Raw genomic sequence first — 14,879 nt, 5'->3', positions numbered from 1 at the left:
GAGGGCCGCCGGGCGGGTGGCCTTCGCTCACCCGCCCACGGCCGGTCCGGTCACCCGCCGGCGGCCCGTCCCGTCACCCGACCGGCGCCCCCGGTGCCGGAACCGGCGTGTACGCGGGGGTGAACTCGACCGGCAGGGCGGTCAGTCCGCGCATCCACAGCGACGGGTGCCACACCAGCGCCTCTTCCGGCACCGCGAGCATCACGTCGGGCAGCCGGTCGAGCAGCACCTCGACCGCTGCCCGCGCGATCACCTCGGCCAGCTCGGGGGCCGGGTACGGGCAGGCGTGTTCGCCGTGGCTGAAGGACATGTGGGCCTGGTTGCTGTCCGCGCCCGCCGCCGTGAAGTCCGGCCTGACCTGCGGGTCGGTGTTGGCAGCCGCGAGACCCATGACGAGCAGGTCGCCCGCCTTGATGCGGCGACCGCCGAGCTGGGTGTCGCGGGCGGCCCAGCGTCCGATGTAGTTCTGCGTCGGGGTGTCCTGCCACAGCACTTCGTTGAGCGCCTGGCCGACGCTGCGCCGGCCGCCGGACAGGCTCACCGCGAACCGGTCGTCGGTCAGCATCAGCCGCAGGGTGTTGCCGATCCAGTTGGCGGTCGGCTGCTGGGCCGCGGCCATCACCACCAGCAGGTCGATGACCACCTCCTCCTCGGCGAGCCCGGCCGGGTGGGCCAGCAGCCGGGACGGCACGTCGGGTCCTGGCTGCGCGTGCTTGGCGCGCACCAGGCGCGCCATCCGGGCGGCGACCCGCTGGTGCGCGTCGATCGCGCCGGGGCCCTCGTCCAGCGACCCGGCGATGTCGACGACGAGCTGGGGCACCTCGTCAGGCGGCAGGCCGAACAGTTCGGCGACGACCAGCAGCGGCAGCCGCAGCGCGTACTCCGCCATCAGGTCCGCGTCGCCGCGCCCGGCGAATGCGTCGGCGAGGCCGTCGGCGAGCCGCTCGCAGATCTGCCGCAGCTCGAACTGGTCGACGGCGAGCAGCGCGTCGCTGATCGCGCCGGACCGCCGCCGGTGCTCGGCGCCCTCGGCGAACATCACCGACGGCTGGTAGCCGACGAACGGCATCAGCGGCCAGTCGTCGGGGATGTCCTTCCAGGCGTGCCAGCGGCGCGAATCGCGGGCGAACAGCTCGTTGTTGGACGTCACCTGGTGCACCTCGCGGTAGCCCAGGACGAACCAGGCGGGGATGTCGCCGTCCAGCAGGACCGGCGCGACCGGCCCGTGGGTGCGCCGCATCTCCCGGTAGAGCCGCGCCGGGTCGCCGCTGAGCCCCTCTCCGTACAGCGGTACGGCGCCGTTGGAGGCGTGGGCGGGGCAGCCGACGGGCGGCGGGTACTGCTCGGTCACGGTGCGGTCTCCTGGACGGACAGGGCGTAGAGGTGGTCGACGAGGGTGATCAGCACGGTCTTGGCCGATTCGCGGTCGCGGGCGTCGCAGTCGATCAGCGGGATGTCGGGCGACAGGTCCAGCGCCTCGCGCACCTGTTCCGGGCTGTGCTGGGGGCCGCCGAAGTCGTTGCGGGCGACGATGAAGGGCATGCCGTGCGCCTCAAGGCGGTCGATGGCGTACCAGGAGTCGTCGAGACGCCGGGTGTCCACCAGCACCACGGCGCCCAGCGTCCCGGAGAACAGCCGGTCCCACAGGAACCAGAAGCGCTCCTGTCCCGGCGCGCCGAACAGGTAGAGGACGGCGCTGTCGTTGACGCTGATCCGCCCGAAGTCGAAGGCGACGGTCGTGGTCGACTTCGCCTCCACGCCGGTGGGGTCGTCGACCCCCACGCCGGCGCGGGTCATCGTCTCCTCGGTGCTCAGCGGCCGGATCTCGCTGACCGATCTGACCATCGTGGTCTTGCCGACGCCGAAGCCGCCGACGATCACGATCTTCAGGCCGTTGTCGGCGGTGGCGCGCAGCGGCGTGCGGGACGCGGCGGCCTCGGCTCGCTCGGTCTCAGAGGCGGTGGAGTGCATCGAGCACCTCCTTCAGCAGGTCGGTGTCGGGAAGGTGGGCCTGCGTGACGGGCCGCGGGTGGCGGGCGGTGACCTTGCCGGTGTCCAGCAGGTCGGACAGCAGGATCCGGACGACGCTCACCGGCATCCGCAGTTCCGCCGAGACCTCCACGACGGCCACCGGGCGGCGGCACATGGTCAGGATCCGGACGTGCTCGGACTGCATGCCGGGCGCCGGTTCGCACTCGCTGACGATCAGGGTGACCAGGTCGAGCGTGCGGTCGTCGGCGGCCCGGCTTCGGCCGCCGGTGACGGTGTAGAGCCGGTCCGGATCGTCGTCGGGACCGAGCCTTCTCATGCCGGCTGCTCCGGGCTGAGCGTCCGGCCCTCGTCACGCGGCGCGGCCTGGAGGTAGTCGCCGATCTGCTCGACGAGTTCGTTCATGTTGAAGCCGATCAGGCCGACGTCGGCGTCCTCGACGGCCAGCAGCGCCAGGTGGGCGCCGTGCCCGGCCTCCACGATGAACAGGATCCCGCCGTGGAACTCCGTCATCGCCTGCCGGACACCGCCGGTGCCGTCGCCGAACTCGACCGATGCGCCGTGCGACAGGCTCTGTATGCCCGAGGCTATGGCGGCGAGCTGGTCGGCCTGGTCGACGGTCAGGCCCGGCGAGTGGCAGAGCTTGAGGCCGTCCCGGGAGAGCACCAGCGCGTGCCGGGCACCCGGCGTCTTCTGGAGGAGGTTTTCCAGCATCCAGTCGAGGCTGCGGTCGGTCGTGTTCGTCATCGGATGTCGTCCTCCGGACGTGCGGGAGCGGGAGCGGGGGGTGCTGAGGGCGGGCCGTCGGGGGCCGGGGTGGGGTCGCCGGGGGCGGGGGTGCCCTGGACGGCCCGGCGGAAGGTGCGGAAGCGTTCCGCGGCCTCTTCGCGGGAGCGGGCCGGGCGGGGTGCCGCGGGGCGGGCCGCCGGTGCCCGGCCCGTGCCGGACGGCGCGGCGGTGCCCAGGGTCTGGCCGCGGCGCCGCTTGGGCAGGCCGCTCTCGCCGAACTCGGGCGCGGGGGTGGCGCGTGCGGCCTGGGGCGGCACGGTGGGCGCCGTCGGCGCGGGAGGCGCCACAGGGGCGGGCGGGGCCACGGGGGTGGCTGGTGCGGACGGTGCCACGGGGGCGACGGGCTCGGAGGGGGCCCGCACCGCCTGCGGCCCGGGTGCCGGGGCCGCCTCGTGCACGGTGTCCCGCACCGCGTCACGGCCCGCAGGACGTGCCTCGGTGATCAGCTGCTGCGGGATCAGCACCACGACGCCGGTGCCGCCGCGCGCCGACGGCCGGAACGAGACGTGCAGCCCGTGCTTGCGGGCCAGGCAGCCGACGACGGCGAGGCCGAGCCGGGTGCCGGACAGCGACATCAGGTCGAGGGTGGCGGCGGAGACCGCGTTCTCCGCGCGGCGCAGCGCCGTCTCGCTCATCACCAGGCCGCTGTCCTCGACGGAGACCACCACACCTGCCTGCGCCTCCTCGACGTACACGTGCACCGGCGAGGTGGGCGGCGAGAAGGAGGCGGCGTTGTCCATCACTTCGGCGAGCGCGTGCATGATGCCTTCGGCGGCGTGGCCGGCGACCGCGGCGGTGCTGCTGTTGTGCAGCTGGACCCTGCGGTAGGCGCTGATCCGGCCCATCGCGCCGCGCAGGATGCTCTCCATCGCGATCGGCTTGTTCCAGCGGCGTCCCGAGCGGGCGCCGGTCAGCACGGCTATGGAGTCCGCGAGCCGGCCGGCCTGTGCCGTGGAGTGGTCGAGCTTGAGGAGGTCGCCCAGGACTTCCTCGCCGTGCCGGTTCTCCATCTCGCGCAGGTCGGCGAGCATGCCGGTGGCCAGGGCCTGGACCCGGCCCGCGGCGTTGGCGCAGGCGGACATCGCAGCCGCCCGCATCCGCTCGCCGCGCCCGACCTCGACCGCCAGGGTCCGCATGATCCGCTGGTGCGCGGCGTTGGCGGGCTGCGGGGTGCGGCCCAGCGCGGTGTCGGCCGATGCGCCGTCGCGGAGCCGGTCGACCAGCGCGGGCAGCGTCTCGTCGGCGAGCAGTTCGGCCTCGGCCCGTACGGCGTCGGCTTCGGCCCGTACGGCTTCGGCCTCGGCGAGGTGGTGCCTGGACTGCCGCTGTCCGTGGACCGCGGCGGCGACGGCGGCGCTCAGCAGGACGGCTGCCGCGCCGCCGCACCAGGCCAGCGGCGTCCTGACGGTGTCGGGCGCGGTGAGCACGGCCCACAGGCACAGCCCGCCGGAGACCAGGAGCGCGGCCGGCAGGGTGAGCAGCGCGTCGCCGAGCGGTGAGCGCGCTGCCTGATGGCGGGAGGGTGGCTGTGGTGGCATCGGACAGGTCCTCGGAGCGATGGCGGCGGCGATACGGAAAAGGAGTGTGAGGCCGGTGTGGTGGGCAGGATGTGGCGGGCCGTCCGATGGGCTGTGGCCGGCCGGATCGCGGCGCGCGCTCACGGCGTAAGCGGAAGATCGACTGAACTTTATCCGCTCGGCGGTCTCCGGCAACCCTGTGCTCAGCAGGCAGATTCGGCGCCTGACGCGGGCCGTGCCGGGGTGGTGCACGGGGCAGTTCGGGAGCTGTCGTCATATACGCGCTGATGGCGCATCAGGCCAAGCGTCACATACGGGGTGATGCCGGATCAGGCGTTTCCCGCATCTGCTCGCGGGCGGTCCGCCCGGCGCTCACGCCTGGCGCGCGCCGGCTCCCGCGACAGGATGCAACGAGGCGTACTCCAGCGGCGCCGACGGGTCGATCGAGACGTCGAGCGGCGCCGGTGCGGCGCCCGCCCGCACCAGGAGGTCGCCGACCGCGGCGATCATGGCGCCGTTGTCCGTGCACAGCCGCAGCGGCGGCACCCGCAGCGTGATCCCGGCCGCCGCGCAGCGCTCATCGGCCAGCGACCGCACCCGGGAGTTGGCGGCCACCCCGCCCACCACGACCAGCGTCCGCACGCCGTGCTCGGCGCAGGCGGCCACCGCCTTGCGGGTCAGCACGTCGGCGACCGCCTCCTGGAGGGATGCCGCGCCGTCCGCGAGCGGCAGCGGGCCGCCCGCCGCGCGATGGCGCTCCGCCCAGCGGGCCGCCGCGGTCTTCAGCCCGGAGAAGGAGAAGGCGAAGCGGGTGTCGTGCGCGCCGGAGGTCAGGGGCCGGGAGGACGAGGCCAGGGGCCGGGGAAAGGAGACAGCGCGCGGATCCCCCGCGCGCGCTGCCCGGTCGATGGCGGGCCCGCCCGGGTAGGGCAGCCCGAAGACCCGCGCGACCTTGTCGAAGCACTCGCCCGCCGCGTCGTCGATGGTGTCGCCGAGGTGCACGATCGGATCGCGTGCCAGGTCACGGACGAGCAGCAACGAGGTGTGGCCGCCGGAGACGATCAGCACCATGCAGGGGTCGGGCAGCGGGCCGTGTTCGAGGGTGTCGGCCGCGACGTGCCCGGCGAGGTGGTGCACGCCGTACAGCGGGACGCCCAGCGCGTAGGCGAGCCCCTTGGCGCCGGCCAGGCCCACCTGGAGCGCGCCGGAGAGCCCGGGGCCCGTGGTGACGGCGACGGCACCGATGTCGGCGGCGCGCAGCCCCGCGTCGTCCAGGGCGCGGCGCACCACGGGGGTCAGGGCGTGCACATGGGCGCGGGCGGCGATCTCCGGGACCACGCCGCCGAACCGCGCGTGCTCGTCCATGCTCGACGCCAGCGCGTGCCCGAGCAGCCGGCCGTCCCGTACCAGGCCGGCGCCCGTCTCGTCGCAGGACGACTCGATCCCCAGCACCACCGGCGAGCCCATCGGCGGCCCTCCTTCCACGTCCCTGCGCCCCCGCAAGCCCTTCTTGCCTGCTCTACGCTCTTGCAAACTATAGGCAATAAGCCTCGCCCCGACTCCCCGGCGGCGGAGCGGAACGCACCGCTCAGTAGAGTGCGGCAGCGTCCCCCGCAGCCCATGACGCCCCTTCCATCCCGCCCGCCGACCCGGCGGATCCCGAGGTACGAGGTACTCGGCAGTGCCCTCCCAGGTTCCTTCCCCACCCCCCGCGCTCACCGTCGTCGGCATCGGCGCCGACGGCTGGGACGGGCTGCCCGACGCCTCCCGCGACGCCCTGCGCGACGCGGAAACCCTGATCGGCGGCGCCCGCCAGCTCGCCCTGCTGCCGGACACCTGCGCGGGCACCCGCGTCCCCTGGCCCACGCCGCTGCGCCCCGCCGTCCGCGGCCTGCTCGCCGCCCACGCGGGCCGCCGCATCTGCGTCCTGGCCAGCGGCGACCCGATGTTCTACGGCATCGGCAGGACACTGACCGAGGTACTGGCCGACGAGCCCGACGGGCCCGACGCCCACGACCCCGACGAGTCCGACGAGTCCGACGGCGACGCCGCCCGCCTCCGCCTCCGCCTCCGCGTCCTCCCGCACCCTTCCTCCGTCTCGTACGCCGCCGCCAGGCTCGGCTGGCCGGTGGAGGACACCGAGGTGGTCACGCTGGTCGGCCGCCCGGTGGCACGGCTGGCCGCTGCGCTGCACGACGGGCGCCGGGTCCTGGTCCTGTCGGCGGGGGCGGACACCCCCGCCGAGGTCGCCGCGCTGCTGCGCTCGCGCGGCTTCGGGCCGTCCCGGATGCGGGTGCTGGAACAGCTCGGCGGCGCGGGCGAGGCCCTGGCCGACGGCACCGCCAACACCTGGTCACGCCCGCCCGGCGACCCGCTCAACGTCATCGCCCTGGACTGCGCACGCGCCCCGGACGCCCCGCGCCTGTCCGCCGTCCCCGGGCTCCCGGACACCGCGTACGAGCACGACGGCCAGCTCACCAAGCGGCACGTCCGCGCCGCCACCCTCGCCGCGCTGGCCCCGGCCCCCGGCGAACTCCTCTGGGACATCGGCGGCGGCTCGGGATCCATCGCCATCGAGTGGCTGCGCACCCACCCCGCCTGCCGCGCCGTCACCGTCGAACGCGAGGCCGCACGCGCCGCCCGGATCGCCCGCAACGCCGACACCCTGGGCGTCCCCGCCCTGCGCATCGTCGAAGGCGCAGCCCCCGCCGCACTGGCCCAACTCCCCACCCCCGACGCGGTGTTCATCGGCGGCGGCCTCACCGCCCCCGGCCTGCTCGACGCCTGCTGGGCCGCGCTGCCGCCCGGCGGCCGGATCGTCGCCAACACCGTGACGCTGGAGTCGGAGGCGCTGCTTGCCGACCACTACCGGCGCCACGGCGGGGAGCTGGTGCGGCTCGCGGTCGCGCACGCGGTGCCGGTCGGCGGCTTCACCGGCTGGCGGCAGGCGATGCCGGTCACCCAGTGGGCCGCGGTCAAACCGGCGCCCGGCCGCCCGGCGGACGCCGCGCCGCCCGCATCCCCCGCACATCCCGTCCGTCCCCAGGAGACCGAAGAACCATGACCGTCCACTTCATCGGCGCGGGCCCGGGTGCCGCCGACCTGATCACCGTGCGCGGCGCCCGGACCCTGGCCGCATGCGGCGTCTGCCTCTACGCGGGCAGCCTGGTCCCGCGCGAACTCCTCGACTCCTGCCCGCCCGGCGCCCGGCTGATCGACACCGCCCAGCTCGACCTGGACGCGATCACGGCGGAACTGGTGCGCGCCCACGAGGAGGGCCACGACGTCGCCCGGCTGCACTCCGGCGACCCGTCCGTCTTCAGCGCCGTCGCCGAACAGATGCGCCGCCTGGACGCGGCCGGTGTCCCCTACGACGTGGTGCCGGGCGTGCCCGCCTTCGCCGCCGCAGCCGCCGCGCTGGGCCGCGAACTGACCGTCCCCACCGTCGGCCAGACCGTCATCCTCACCCGCATCGCCCAGCGCGCCACCGCCATGCCCGAGGGCGAGGACCTGGCCACCCTCGGCGCGAGCGGCGCCCTGCTGGTGCTGCACCTCGCCGCGATGTACGTCGACCGCGTCGTCGACGAACTGCTGCCGCACTACGGCGCCGACTGCCCCGCCGCCGTCGTCGCGATGGCCTCACGCCCCGACGAACTGGTCCTGCGCGGCACCCTGTCCGACATCGCGGACCAGGTGAAGTCCGCCGGCGTGGTCCGCACCGCCGTCATCATGGTCGGCCGCACTCTGGCCGCCGAACAGTTCCCCGACAGCCACCTGTACTCGACGGAACGGGACCGGGGGCACGGGGGCTGCGGGGCGCGGGGGACGTCCTAGGCCGGAAGGGAGAAGCCCTCGGGCGGCGACCCCTCGACGAACAGGATGCTCACCCGCACCTTCCCCTCGCGGATCTCCCGGGCCCGCCGGTACTCGGGGGAGTCGTACCACTCCCGGATCCGGTCCAGGTCGGGAAACTCGATGACCACGATCCGGGAGGAGTCCCAGGTGCCTTCGACGGGCTCGGGCGTGGCGCCCGCGACCAGGTACCGGCCGCCGTGTCCGAGGATGGACTTCTGGGCCACGGCCGCGTAGGCAAGCCCGGCCTCCTCGTCGAGCACATCGACGTTGACGATGACGTAAGCGGACATGGGGATTCCCCGTTCCTTCGGATACGGCGTGTTCTGTTGTCACGGGGGAGACTACTGACCACCCCCGCCCCGCTCGGCATCAATAACCTCAAGGCGTATATCCAGCTCCGCACGTGACCGCACGGATGCACTCCACTCCACCCCATCCGCAGCCACCAACGGCGGCCCGAACCCCTCCGGCACCCCGCCCCGCAGCGGGCACGCCGCCCCCGCAGGCCCCGCCATCCGCAGGAACCGCACCGGATGCGCCGACCACTCCACCCACGCCGTCCCGCACCGGAGGGCGAGCCCGCAGGGCAGGCCCAGATGCAGCGCGATGATGGCGTCGACCCGCTCCCGCACCGTCACCTTGCCGAGCAGCCGCCGCCGGTCGAGTTCGGGGAGCCCGGCGGCCATCTCGTGTGCGTCGGCCGCTATGTGGGAGAGCGCGAGCACGGGATCGCTCGCGGCGGTCGCGGTCCACGAGGCGAGCTGATCGGCCTCCACCGACCGGTACACATACCGCTCGCACCAGAACCCACTGGTGACGAGGCCGCCCGCTGCCGTCACCCCGTGCTCCACGCCACCGCCGCCTTCCTGGTGGACCGGCTCCGGAGCCGGTACGTCCGCACGGCGCCGGCCGCCTCCGGCCGCGCCAGGACCGTATACGTGCACCCGTCCCCGTCCACCGCCCGCACCGCGAACGGAATCCCGGCCGCCAGCGCCTGACGCGCCCACCGCTGCTCGGCCGGACTCTCCAGCCACACCCGCACCGCCCGGTCATACGGCGCACCCAACTGCTGCGCCACCTGCTCCGCCCGCGTCCACGCCCAGGCCAGCACCCCACCCGGCGCCTGCGACACCCAGCCACCGAGCCCGATCTCCCCACCGTCCGGCCGCCGGACCGTGGCCTGCGCCCGGTAGCCGATCAGTTCCGGCCTCTTCACAGCACCGGCCGGGCTGTCTGCGGCTACGTCAACCCACCTCCCCCGGCGGCCACTTCCACCCACACGGTCTTTCCGATGACGTGCCGCACGACGCCCCAGCCATCGGCCAGCACGTCCACCAGCATCAAGCCACGCCCACATTCCTCGTCCTCCTCAACTTGCCTGCGGAGCGAGGGCTGTTCCTCGCTCGTGTCCTGCACTTCCAGCCGCAGCCGGCCACCCGCCACCGCGCACCGCACCCCGACCACCGGAATGGCTGGCCCCGGCGCCTTGACCGCATTGGTCACCAATTCCGACACCAGCAACTCGGCCACACCCGCCGGTTCCGCCCCGATGCCCCACTCCGGCAGCCGACGCCGCAGCGCTCTGCGGGCGCGGGTGACGCTGCGGGGGTCTGCCGGTAAGTGGCAGACCAGGGGCGGGAGTTGCAGTGCTGGTGCCGTGGGGCGGGCGCGTGTGGACATGGCTATCCCCTCGCTACGCATGACGGAGCGTGATGTTCACGTAGCGCGGCTAATCGCATGCGCTGCGTCACCTTGCTCAAGGTAGAGAGGGTGGAGCTGCTTTCGCAAGTATGCGTTTCGCAAACTTGCCGTACCTCTGTGTGGTTGCTCAGAATGGCTCGGTAGTGCCTCAATCCGGCAGACTGGCGCCGGAGTTGAAAGGAGGGGGTCATGCCCGCAGGTGGGAAGCCGACCATCCGAAGCCGGAGGCTGGGGAACGCGCTGAAGCGTCTCCGGGAGGCGGTCGATCTGGATCAGGCAGATGCGGCCGAAGCGATCACGAAGTCCGTCTCCAAGGTCAGCCGCCTGGAAAGCGGGCAGACTTCAGCCTCGGCCTTGGAAGTGCGCACGCTACTGGACCGCTATGGGGTGAACGACGAGGACGAGCGGGCCAAACTGTTGGACTGGGCTCGCAGGAGTAATGAGCGTGGCTGGTGGATCGACTATCCGGCGACCGTCCGGTCTGGCTTTGTCGACCACCTCACGCTGGAGAGCGATGCGACATATATCCGGAGTTGGGAACCGGTATTGATTCCCGGTCTCCTGCAGACCTCGGAGTACATCGAAGCCGTCATCACCATAGGGCCCAGACTCATCCCCTCAGGTCAGGTAGCCGAGTTGGTGAAGCTGAGGCAAGAGCGGCAACGCAGGATCGAGGAGGGCGGCGCTCATTTCACAGCAATCATCTGGGAACCGGCTGTCGCGGCTCTGACCGGTGAGGGCAATATGCGTGAACGCCAGCTGACACACCTGCTCGCGGTGGGACAGCGGCAGAACGTCACGATCCAGTTGCTGCCCATAGCTGCGAGTCTGACCGCTGGAATGTCCGGTGGCTTCACTGCCTTCTCGTTCGGTGTGGAGGCGAATGTAGAGGCAGTGACGCTGGACAGCGTGGCGCATCTCAACGTCGTGGAAGGGCCGAAGGATCTGGCCCGGTATGTCAATGTCTTCGATCAGCTACGCTCGGAGGCGATGTCGCCTGACAAGACCGTTGAGCGCATCCGGCAGCTCCTCGACGCCGGACCACATCACAGAGAAGTGGATTCGTGATGCCTGAGATCGTCAGCGCGTTCCGGAAGTCGTCCTACTCGACTCAGGACGGCAACTGCGTAGAGGTGGCCCGCACCTCGGACGACGGCCGCGCCGTGCGCGACAGCAAGAACCCCAGCGGCACCCACCTCCTCATCAGTGCCGGCGCCTGGGGTTCGTTCGTGGAGACGTTGAAGAGCGACGACGGTGCGGCCTTCTGAGCCGCGCCGCTTTCTTCCCTGAGCCCCCAGTCCGCTTCTTGAGGACTGGGGGCTTCTCCGTTGGATAGAAGACCAGTTGATCCGTAGCTCGCCCCATCGCAGGAAGAGCGATCATGCAGCACGAGCCGATCGGTGTGTTCCGGAAGTCGTCCTATTCGAACCAGGAAGGCAACTGTGTAGAGGTCGCCCACACCACAGCCAGCGGTCGCGCCGTACGTGACAGCAAGGACCCCGGCGGCCCTTACGTCCTTTTCGGGGCGCGTGCCTGGGGTTCGTTCGTGGAGACGTTGAAGAGTGACAACGGTGCGGCCCTCTGAACAGCCTCGTACCGTCCCGGAGTTGATCCGTAGCTCGCCACAGGAGGCTCAGTCATGCAGGTCTGAACCCATCGGCACGTTCCGGACGTCCGGCGACAGCGGCACAGGCGGCAACTGCGTCGAGTTGGTCGGCACCTGGGTCAGCACCTCGATGCCGTACCTGACGCCACAGGGAGACCGAGGCGGGCAACACCGGGCAGAACATCACGCTCTCGCGCGAAGTGCTGTGCACGGCAGGCGTCGAGGCCGGCTCCCTGCTCCTGATCTCCACGCCGTACATGGAGCGCCGCTCCTACGCCACCTGCCGCAAGCTGTGGCCCGAGGCGGAGATCGTCTGCGCTTCCGAGCCGCTCGCGTTCGACGACTACATCAAGTCCATCGGCGACGCGAAGCTCGTCGTGGACATGCTCGTCGGCGACCTGCAACGGGTGATCGAGTACCCGCGGCTCGGGTTCGCCATCGAGCAGGAGCTGCCGGGGGACGTGCAGGACGCTTACGAACGGCTCCTGCATGCCGGTTTCGACAGTCGGCTCGTCACGTTCTGAGACGGCCTACGCCCCCGGCCCCGGGGCTTCGAGCAGCCCACCACCAGCCCCGCCCGGTCGCCGATGTCAGTGGACGATGGACACGATCCGGCAGGCGGCTTCAGCCAGTTGAGGGTCGCCGTCGATGCGGGCGCGGGCGAGTGCGATGGCCGGTTCGATTCCGCGGGTGCACAGCCGCCACGCGGAATCCGCGTCCAGCCGGACGCGGGCGGCAGGCCGTCCGGCACTCGGCTCGGCCAGTGACCAGCGGTCCTCGGCAGCGGTGGCTGTCCAGGTGCCGCCGGCCGGGCCGTCGATGCTCACCTGGAGCTGCGTGCCGACGGGCGCCGCCGTGTGCCGCAGGGTGTGGGGCAGGGCGCGCAGGAACGTGTCCAGGACCACGGCCAGGGATCCCGGATCGGTGTCGGTGCCCTGGCCGACGGCGCGGCGGATCTGCTGCCGGTGGGTCCAGAATTCGGTGAAGTCGCGGGCGCAGTCGAGCCACATCGGTGCCGGGTCGATGCCGGCCCAGGACACCCCGAGAGAGGGGGTGTCGGATGCGGTGGTCTCGAAGAAGCGGGCGACCTGCTCGCCGACCAGATCCAGGGTGTCGGTGAGCGCGGCGGGACTCACCCGCGCATGGGCGTCGACCCACTCCTGGTTGCTGCGGTGGATGAATGCCTCCAGCGTCTCGCCCGGCGCGAAGCCCGGCCCTTGCCGGTGGCCGTCGCGGTCGCGGGCAAGGCGCCCGTAGAAGTCACCGAGGAGGTGCGCGGCGAGATCGCGCACACTCCAGCCCGGCACCGCCTCCGTGCTCCAGCCGACGGGTTCCAGACCGCGCAACGTGGCCATCAGCGCCGCGTGCTCGGGTGCGAACAGGGAGCGGGCGTCGATCGGGGCGCCGAGCCAGGAATGGTCCGGAACGCGAGTGAGCTGGGGAGGCATGGCCAAAGCCTGCCCTCCGGATGCCCAATCAGCCAGCGAAAATCCCGCCCGGGTCGATTGAACGGGACCGGCGGCGGTCCCAGGGGAACGGGCCCCGCGACTCGTGGGACAGGCCCTACTCCATCCCCTCCGCCCCGCCGGGCAGCGGCCGAACCAGAACATAGGATTCCGGTTAGGAAGGAACGCACGATCGACAGGGGGATCATGCCGGAGTGGCTGGGGCCGCTGGAGTTGGTTGGGGACCGGTGGGTCATCGGGGACTCGAAGCGGGCGGGGGGATCGTTTCTCGTGCTGGCCGTCGAGGGCATGGAGCATCATGAGTCGGGAGCGCCGGAACCCCGCGCCGTCGTCCCGTGGCACAGGTTCGTGGAGCTGAATGTGACGGCCGCCCAGTGGGCGTGGATGGCCACCCCGGCCATGGGTGTGCTGGGTGCGGGCAGCGCTATGAACGTGCTCGGCCGCAGAGCCTGTTCCGTGCAGGCGGTGGTGCGCCATCCGTACGAGGACTGGTCGGCGAACTACACCCATCACAAGCGCCCCTACGAATACTTCCGGATCGCCCTGGTGTCCGAGCTGTTCCGGAAGACGGTTGAGGTGAAGGCGGCGCACCGGCTGGGTGACCCGGAGTGGCTCGGTGCGGCAGTCGCCCGGCTGGCATTGGTGCGTGACCGGTCGAGGGGTTCGGTGGCCCGGAGCGTGCGCGAGACCATCGACGACCTCGGGACCTGACAGCCGACGCTCGTCTGCGACGTTGCCCGTCCGGCCCGCTACGCCCCCGGCCCCCGCGCCTCCGACCGCCCCACCACCAGTCCCGCCCGGTCGATGCAGATGACGTCGACGGTGACGGGGGCGCCGCGCAGTACGGACAGTGCCTCGTCGCGGGCGGTGACGGCCACCAGGTCGCCGAGGGGGACGCCGGCTGCGGCGCACAACTGGAGGGCGGCGAGGCCGGTGTTGGCGTCGGCGACGGCGGTGGCCAGGGGCTCGTCGGCGCCGCCGTGGCGGGCCAGTTCGGCGAGGAAGCCCTTGTCGACCTGGGAGCGGGCGGAGTGCAGGTCCAGGTGGCCGGCCGCCAGTTTGGACAGCTTGGCGAAGCCGCCGCAGATGGTGAGGCGGTCGACGGGGTGGCGCCGTACGTACTTGAGCACCGCGCCCGCGAAGTCGCCCATGTCCAGCAGGGCGTCCTCCGGGAGGTGGTGCAGGGCGACGGCGACCTTCTCGGACGTGGAACCCGTACAGCCCGCCACGTGGCGCCGGCCCGCCGCGCGTGCCACGTCCACGCCGCGCCGGATGGAGTCGATCCACGCCGAGCAGGAGTACGGCACGACGATGCCGGTCGTGCCGAGGATGGAGAGACCGCCGAGGATGCCGAGCCGCGGATTCCAGGTGCTGCGGGCGATCTCCTCGCCGTGGTCGACGGAGATCTCCACCTCGACGTCGCCGCGCCCGCCGTGCCGGGCGGCCACCTCGGCCAGATGACCGGTGATCAGCTGCCGCGGCACCGGGTTGATCGCGGGCTCGCCGACGTCCAGCGGCAGCCCGGGGCGGGTGACGGTCCCGACGCCCGGACCGGCCCGGAAGACCACACCGGAACCGGCAGGCAGTTCGCGCACGGTGGCCCGGATCAGCGCGCCGTGCGTGACGTCCGGATCGTCGCCCGCGTCCTTCACCACCGCCGCCATCGCCCGCCGTCCGCCGTCGGTCAGCTCCTCCTTGGCCAGCGCGAAGGCAGGGGTCTGGCCCTTGGGCAGGGTGATGGTCACCGGGTCGGGGAAGTCGCCGGTCAGCAGCGCGGTGTACGCGGCGGTACTCGCCGCCGTCGCGCACGCGCCGGTCGTCCAGCCGTGCCGCAGCCCGGTGTGCGCGAGCTGGGCGCTGCGCCCTCCCGTACCCTGCGGTTGCGCTTCAGCCATGGAGGAATCCGGAAGTGAGGAATGAGGACGTGAGCGGTGCGGATGCCGTGACCGATGTGAC

General features: G+C 72.4%; 18 protein-coding genes and 1 pseudogene. 7 read left to right on the top strand and 12 right to left on the bottom strand.

All coding sequences use genetic code 11. The features are described 5' to 3' along the window. Positions 1 to 73: 73 nt before the first annotated feature. The 6 genes from ACIBK8_RS22305 to tsaD all read right to left on the bottom strand — a co-directional run bounded on the left by ACIBK8_RS22305 (position 74) and on the right by tsaD (position 5,762). The gene (locus ACIBK8_RS22305) at positions 74 to 1,351 is read right to left on the bottom strand and encodes a cytochrome P450 (protein ID WP_399043529.1); all 1,278 of its coding nucleotides are present in this window, start codon (positions 1,349 to 1,351) and stop codon (positions 74 to 76) included. Next, positions 1,348 to 1,971: a GTP-binding protein gene (locus ACIBK8_RS22300; RefSeq protein ID WP_399043528.1), complete on the bottom strand. Its 624-nt coding sequence runs from the start codon at positions 1,969 to 1,971 to the stop codon at positions 1,348 to 1,350. Before ACIBK8_RS22300 ends, ACIBK8_RS22305 begins: the two co-directional genes overlap by 4 nt. Further along, positions 1,952 to 2,308 (bottom strand): DUF742 domain-containing protein, encoded by a 357-nt coding sequence (locus tag ACIBK8_RS22295; RefSeq protein WP_393684220.1) that lies wholly within the window; start codon positions 2,306 to 2,308, stop codon positions 1,952 to 1,954. The genes ACIBK8_RS22300 and ACIBK8_RS22295 overlap by 20 nt, the downstream gene beginning before the upstream one ends. Further along, on the bottom strand, positions 2,305 to 2,736 hold the full coding sequence (locus ACIBK8_RS22290; protein ID WP_227047172.1) for a roadblock/LC7 domain-containing protein: 432 nt from the start codon (positions 2,734 to 2,736) through the stop codon (positions 2,305 to 2,307). The genes ACIBK8_RS22295 and ACIBK8_RS22290 overlap by 4 nt, the downstream gene beginning before the upstream one ends. Continuing rightward, entirely contained in the window at positions 2,733 to 4,316 is a 1,584-nt protein-coding gene (locus ACIBK8_RS22285; protein WP_399043527.1) for a sensor histidine kinase, read from the bottom strand. The genes ACIBK8_RS22290 and ACIBK8_RS22285 overlap by 4 nt, the downstream gene beginning before the upstream one ends. A 351-nt stretch (positions 4,317 to 4,667) precedes the next feature. Then, positions 4,668 to 5,762, bottom strand: coding sequence for a tRNA (adenosine(37)-N6)-threonylcarbamoyltransferase complex transferase subunit TsaD (tsaD, locus tag ACIBK8_RS22280; RefSeq protein ID WP_399043526.1), 1,095 nt, complete (start codon positions 5,760 to 5,762; stop codon positions 4,668 to 4,670). 214 nt (positions 5,763 to 5,976) lie between these two features. Here tsaD and cbiT point away from each other — a divergent pair, with 214 nt between their 5' ends. After that, entirely contained in the window at positions 5,977 to 7,359 is a 1,383-nt protein-coding gene (cbiT, locus tag ACIBK8_RS22275) for a precorrin-6Y C5,15-methyltransferase (decarboxylating) subunit CbiT (RefSeq protein WP_399043525.1), read from the top strand. Next, entirely contained in the window at positions 7,356 to 8,129 is a 774-nt protein-coding gene (cobM, locus tag ACIBK8_RS22270) for a precorrin-4 C(11)-methyltransferase (protein ID WP_399043524.1), read from the top strand. The genes cbiT and cobM overlap by 4 nt, the downstream gene beginning before the upstream one ends. Here the strand turns inward: cobM and ACIBK8_RS22265 are convergent. From ACIBK8_RS22265 to ACIBK8_RS22250, 4 genes are read right to left on the bottom strand one after another with little or no spacing between them, the layout of a single operon-like run. After that, positions 8,126 to 8,440, bottom strand: a complete 315-nt coding sequence (locus ACIBK8_RS22265) for a DUF1330 domain-containing protein (RefSeq protein ID WP_399043523.1) — start codon at positions 8,438 to 8,440, stop codon at positions 8,126 to 8,128. The genes cobM and ACIBK8_RS22265 overlap by 4 nt on opposite strands. 51 nt (positions 8,441 to 8,491) lie before the next feature. Next, positions 8,492 to 9,001, bottom strand: coding sequence for a hypothetical protein (locus tag ACIBK8_RS22260; protein WP_399043522.1), 510 nt, complete (start codon positions 8,999 to 9,001; stop codon positions 8,492 to 8,494). Further along, positions 8,986 to 9,366 (bottom strand): hypothetical protein, encoded by a 381-nt coding sequence (locus ACIBK8_RS22255; protein ID WP_399043521.1) that lies wholly within the window; start codon positions 9,364 to 9,366, stop codon positions 8,986 to 8,988. Before ACIBK8_RS22255 ends, ACIBK8_RS22260 begins: the two co-directional genes overlap by 16 nt. A gap of 23 nt (positions 9,367 to 9,389) precedes the next feature. After that, positions 9,390 to 9,830 carry an ATP-binding protein gene (locus ACIBK8_RS22250; protein WP_399043520.1) on the bottom strand — a complete coding sequence of 147 codons (441 nt, stop codon included), beginning with the start codon at positions 9,828 to 9,830 and terminating at the stop codon, positions 9,390 to 9,392. Between the two features lie 210 nt (positions 9,831 to 10,040). Here ACIBK8_RS22250 and ACIBK8_RS22245 point away from each other — a divergent pair, with 210 nt between their 5' ends. The 4 genes and pseudogenes from ACIBK8_RS22245 to ACIBK8_RS22230 all read left to right on the top strand — a co-directional run. Then, positions 10,041 to 10,919 carry a helix-turn-helix domain-containing protein gene (locus ACIBK8_RS22245; protein ID WP_399043519.1) on the top strand — a complete coding sequence of 293 codons (879 nt, stop codon included), beginning with the start codon at positions 10,041 to 10,043 and terminating at the stop codon, positions 10,917 to 10,919. Then, the gene (locus ACIBK8_RS22240) at positions 10,919 to 11,119 is read left to right on the top strand and encodes a DUF397 domain-containing protein (protein WP_399043518.1); all 201 of its coding nucleotides are present in this window, start codon (positions 10,919 to 10,921) and stop codon (positions 11,117 to 11,119) included. The genes ACIBK8_RS22245 and ACIBK8_RS22240 overlap by 1 nt, the downstream gene beginning before the upstream one ends. Positions 11,120 to 11,232: 113 nt before the next feature. Then, the gene (locus ACIBK8_RS22235) at positions 11,233 to 11,436 is read left to right on the top strand and encodes a DUF397 domain-containing protein (protein WP_399043517.1); all 204 of its coding nucleotides are present in this window, start codon (positions 11,233 to 11,235) and stop codon (positions 11,434 to 11,436) included. A 173-nt stretch (positions 11,437 to 11,609) separates the two neighbouring features. After that, positions 11,610 to 11,981, top strand: a pseudogene (locus ACIBK8_RS22230) (YdcF family protein); the annotation flags it as partial. 66 nt (positions 11,982 to 12,047) lie between these two features. On the opposite strand, the gene ACIBK8_RS22225 reads toward ACIBK8_RS22230, so the two are convergent. Next, positions 12,048 to 12,905: a maleylpyruvate isomerase family mycothiol-dependent enzyme gene (locus ACIBK8_RS22225; RefSeq protein ID WP_399043516.1), complete on the bottom strand. Its 858-nt coding sequence runs from the start codon at positions 12,903 to 12,905 to the stop codon at positions 12,048 to 12,050. Positions 12,906 to 13,109: 204 nt separating this feature from the next. Here ACIBK8_RS22225 and ACIBK8_RS22220 point away from each other — a divergent pair, with 204 nt between their 5' ends. Then, positions 13,110 to 13,634, top strand: a complete 525-nt coding sequence (locus ACIBK8_RS22220; RefSeq protein WP_399043515.1) for a hypothetical protein — start codon at positions 13,110 to 13,112, stop codon at positions 13,632 to 13,634. A gap of 38 nt (positions 13,635 to 13,672) precedes the next feature. Here ACIBK8_RS22220 and ACIBK8_RS22215 read toward each other — a convergent pair whose 3' ends face one another. Continuing rightward, on the bottom strand, positions 13,673 to 14,818 hold the full coding sequence (locus ACIBK8_RS22215; RefSeq protein WP_399043514.1) for a cobalt-precorrin-5B (C(1))-methyltransferase: 1,146 nt from the start codon (positions 14,816 to 14,818) through the stop codon (positions 13,673 to 13,675). Between the last annotated feature and the right edge of the window lie 61 nt (positions 14,819 to 14,879).

The sequence above is a fragment of the Streptomyces sp. NPDC050161 genome, assembly GCF_044460025.1.
GTDB lineage: Bacteria > Actinomycetota > Actinomycetes > Streptomycetales > Streptomycetaceae > Streptomyces.
This window is presented reverse-complemented; position numbering and strand designations above follow the sequence as displayed.

Bases quoted from the DNA above. Each gene is read 5' to 3' on its own strand.
- ACIBK8_RS22250 (WP_399043520.1), bottom strand. From the start codon at position 9,830: ATGTCCACACGCGCCCGCCCCACGGCACCAGCACTGCAACTCCCGCCC.
- ACIBK8_RS22265 (WP_399043523.1), bottom strand. From the start codon at position 8,440: ATGTCCGCTTACGTCATCGTCAACGTCGATGTGCTCGACGAGGAGGCC.
- ACIBK8_RS22220 (WP_399043515.1), top strand. From the start codon at position 13,110: ATGCCGGAGTGGCTGGGGCCGCTGGAGTTGGTTGGGGACCGGTGGGTC.
- ACIBK8_RS22285 (WP_399043527.1), bottom strand. From the start codon at position 4,316: ATGCCACCACAGCCACCCTCCCGCCATCAGGCAGCGCGCTCACCGCTC.
- ACIBK8_RS22240 (WP_399043518.1), top strand. From the start codon at position 10,919: ATGCCTGAGATCGTCAGCGCGTTCCGGAAGTCGTCCTACTCGACTCAG.
- ACIBK8_RS22235 (WP_399043517.1), top strand. From the start codon at position 11,233: ATGCAGCACGAGCCGATCGGTGTGTTCCGGAAGTCGTCCTATTCGAAC.
- ACIBK8_RS22300 (WP_399043528.1), bottom strand. From the start codon at position 1,971: ATGCACTCCACCGCCTCTGAGACCGAGCGAGCCGAGGCCGCCGCGTCC.
- ACIBK8_RS22225 (WP_399043516.1), bottom strand. From the start codon at position 12,905: ATGCCTCCCCAGCTCACTCGCGTTCCGGACCATTCCTGGCTCGGCGCC.
- tsaD (WP_399043526.1), bottom strand. From the start codon at position 5,762: ATGGGCTCGCCGGTGGTGCTGGGGATCGAGTCGTCCTGCGACGAGACG.
- ACIBK8_RS22215 (WP_399043514.1), bottom strand. From the start codon at position 14,818: ATGGCTGAAGCGCAACCGCAGGGTACGGGAGGGCGCAGCGCCCAGCTC.
- ACIBK8_RS22295 (WP_393684220.1), bottom strand. From the start codon at position 2,308: ATGAGAAGGCTCGGTCCCGACGACGATCCGGACCGGCTCTACACCGTC.
- cobM (WP_399043524.1), top strand. From the start codon at position 7,356: ATGACCGTCCACTTCATCGGCGCGGGCCCGGGTGCCGCCGACCTGATC.
- ACIBK8_RS22290 (WP_227047172.1), bottom strand. From the start codon at position 2,736: ATGACGAACACGACCGACCGCAGCCTCGACTGGATGCTGGAAAACCTC.
- ACIBK8_RS22245 (WP_399043519.1), top strand. From the start codon at position 10,041: ATGCCCGCAGGTGGGAAGCCGACCATCCGAAGCCGGAGGCTGGGGAAC.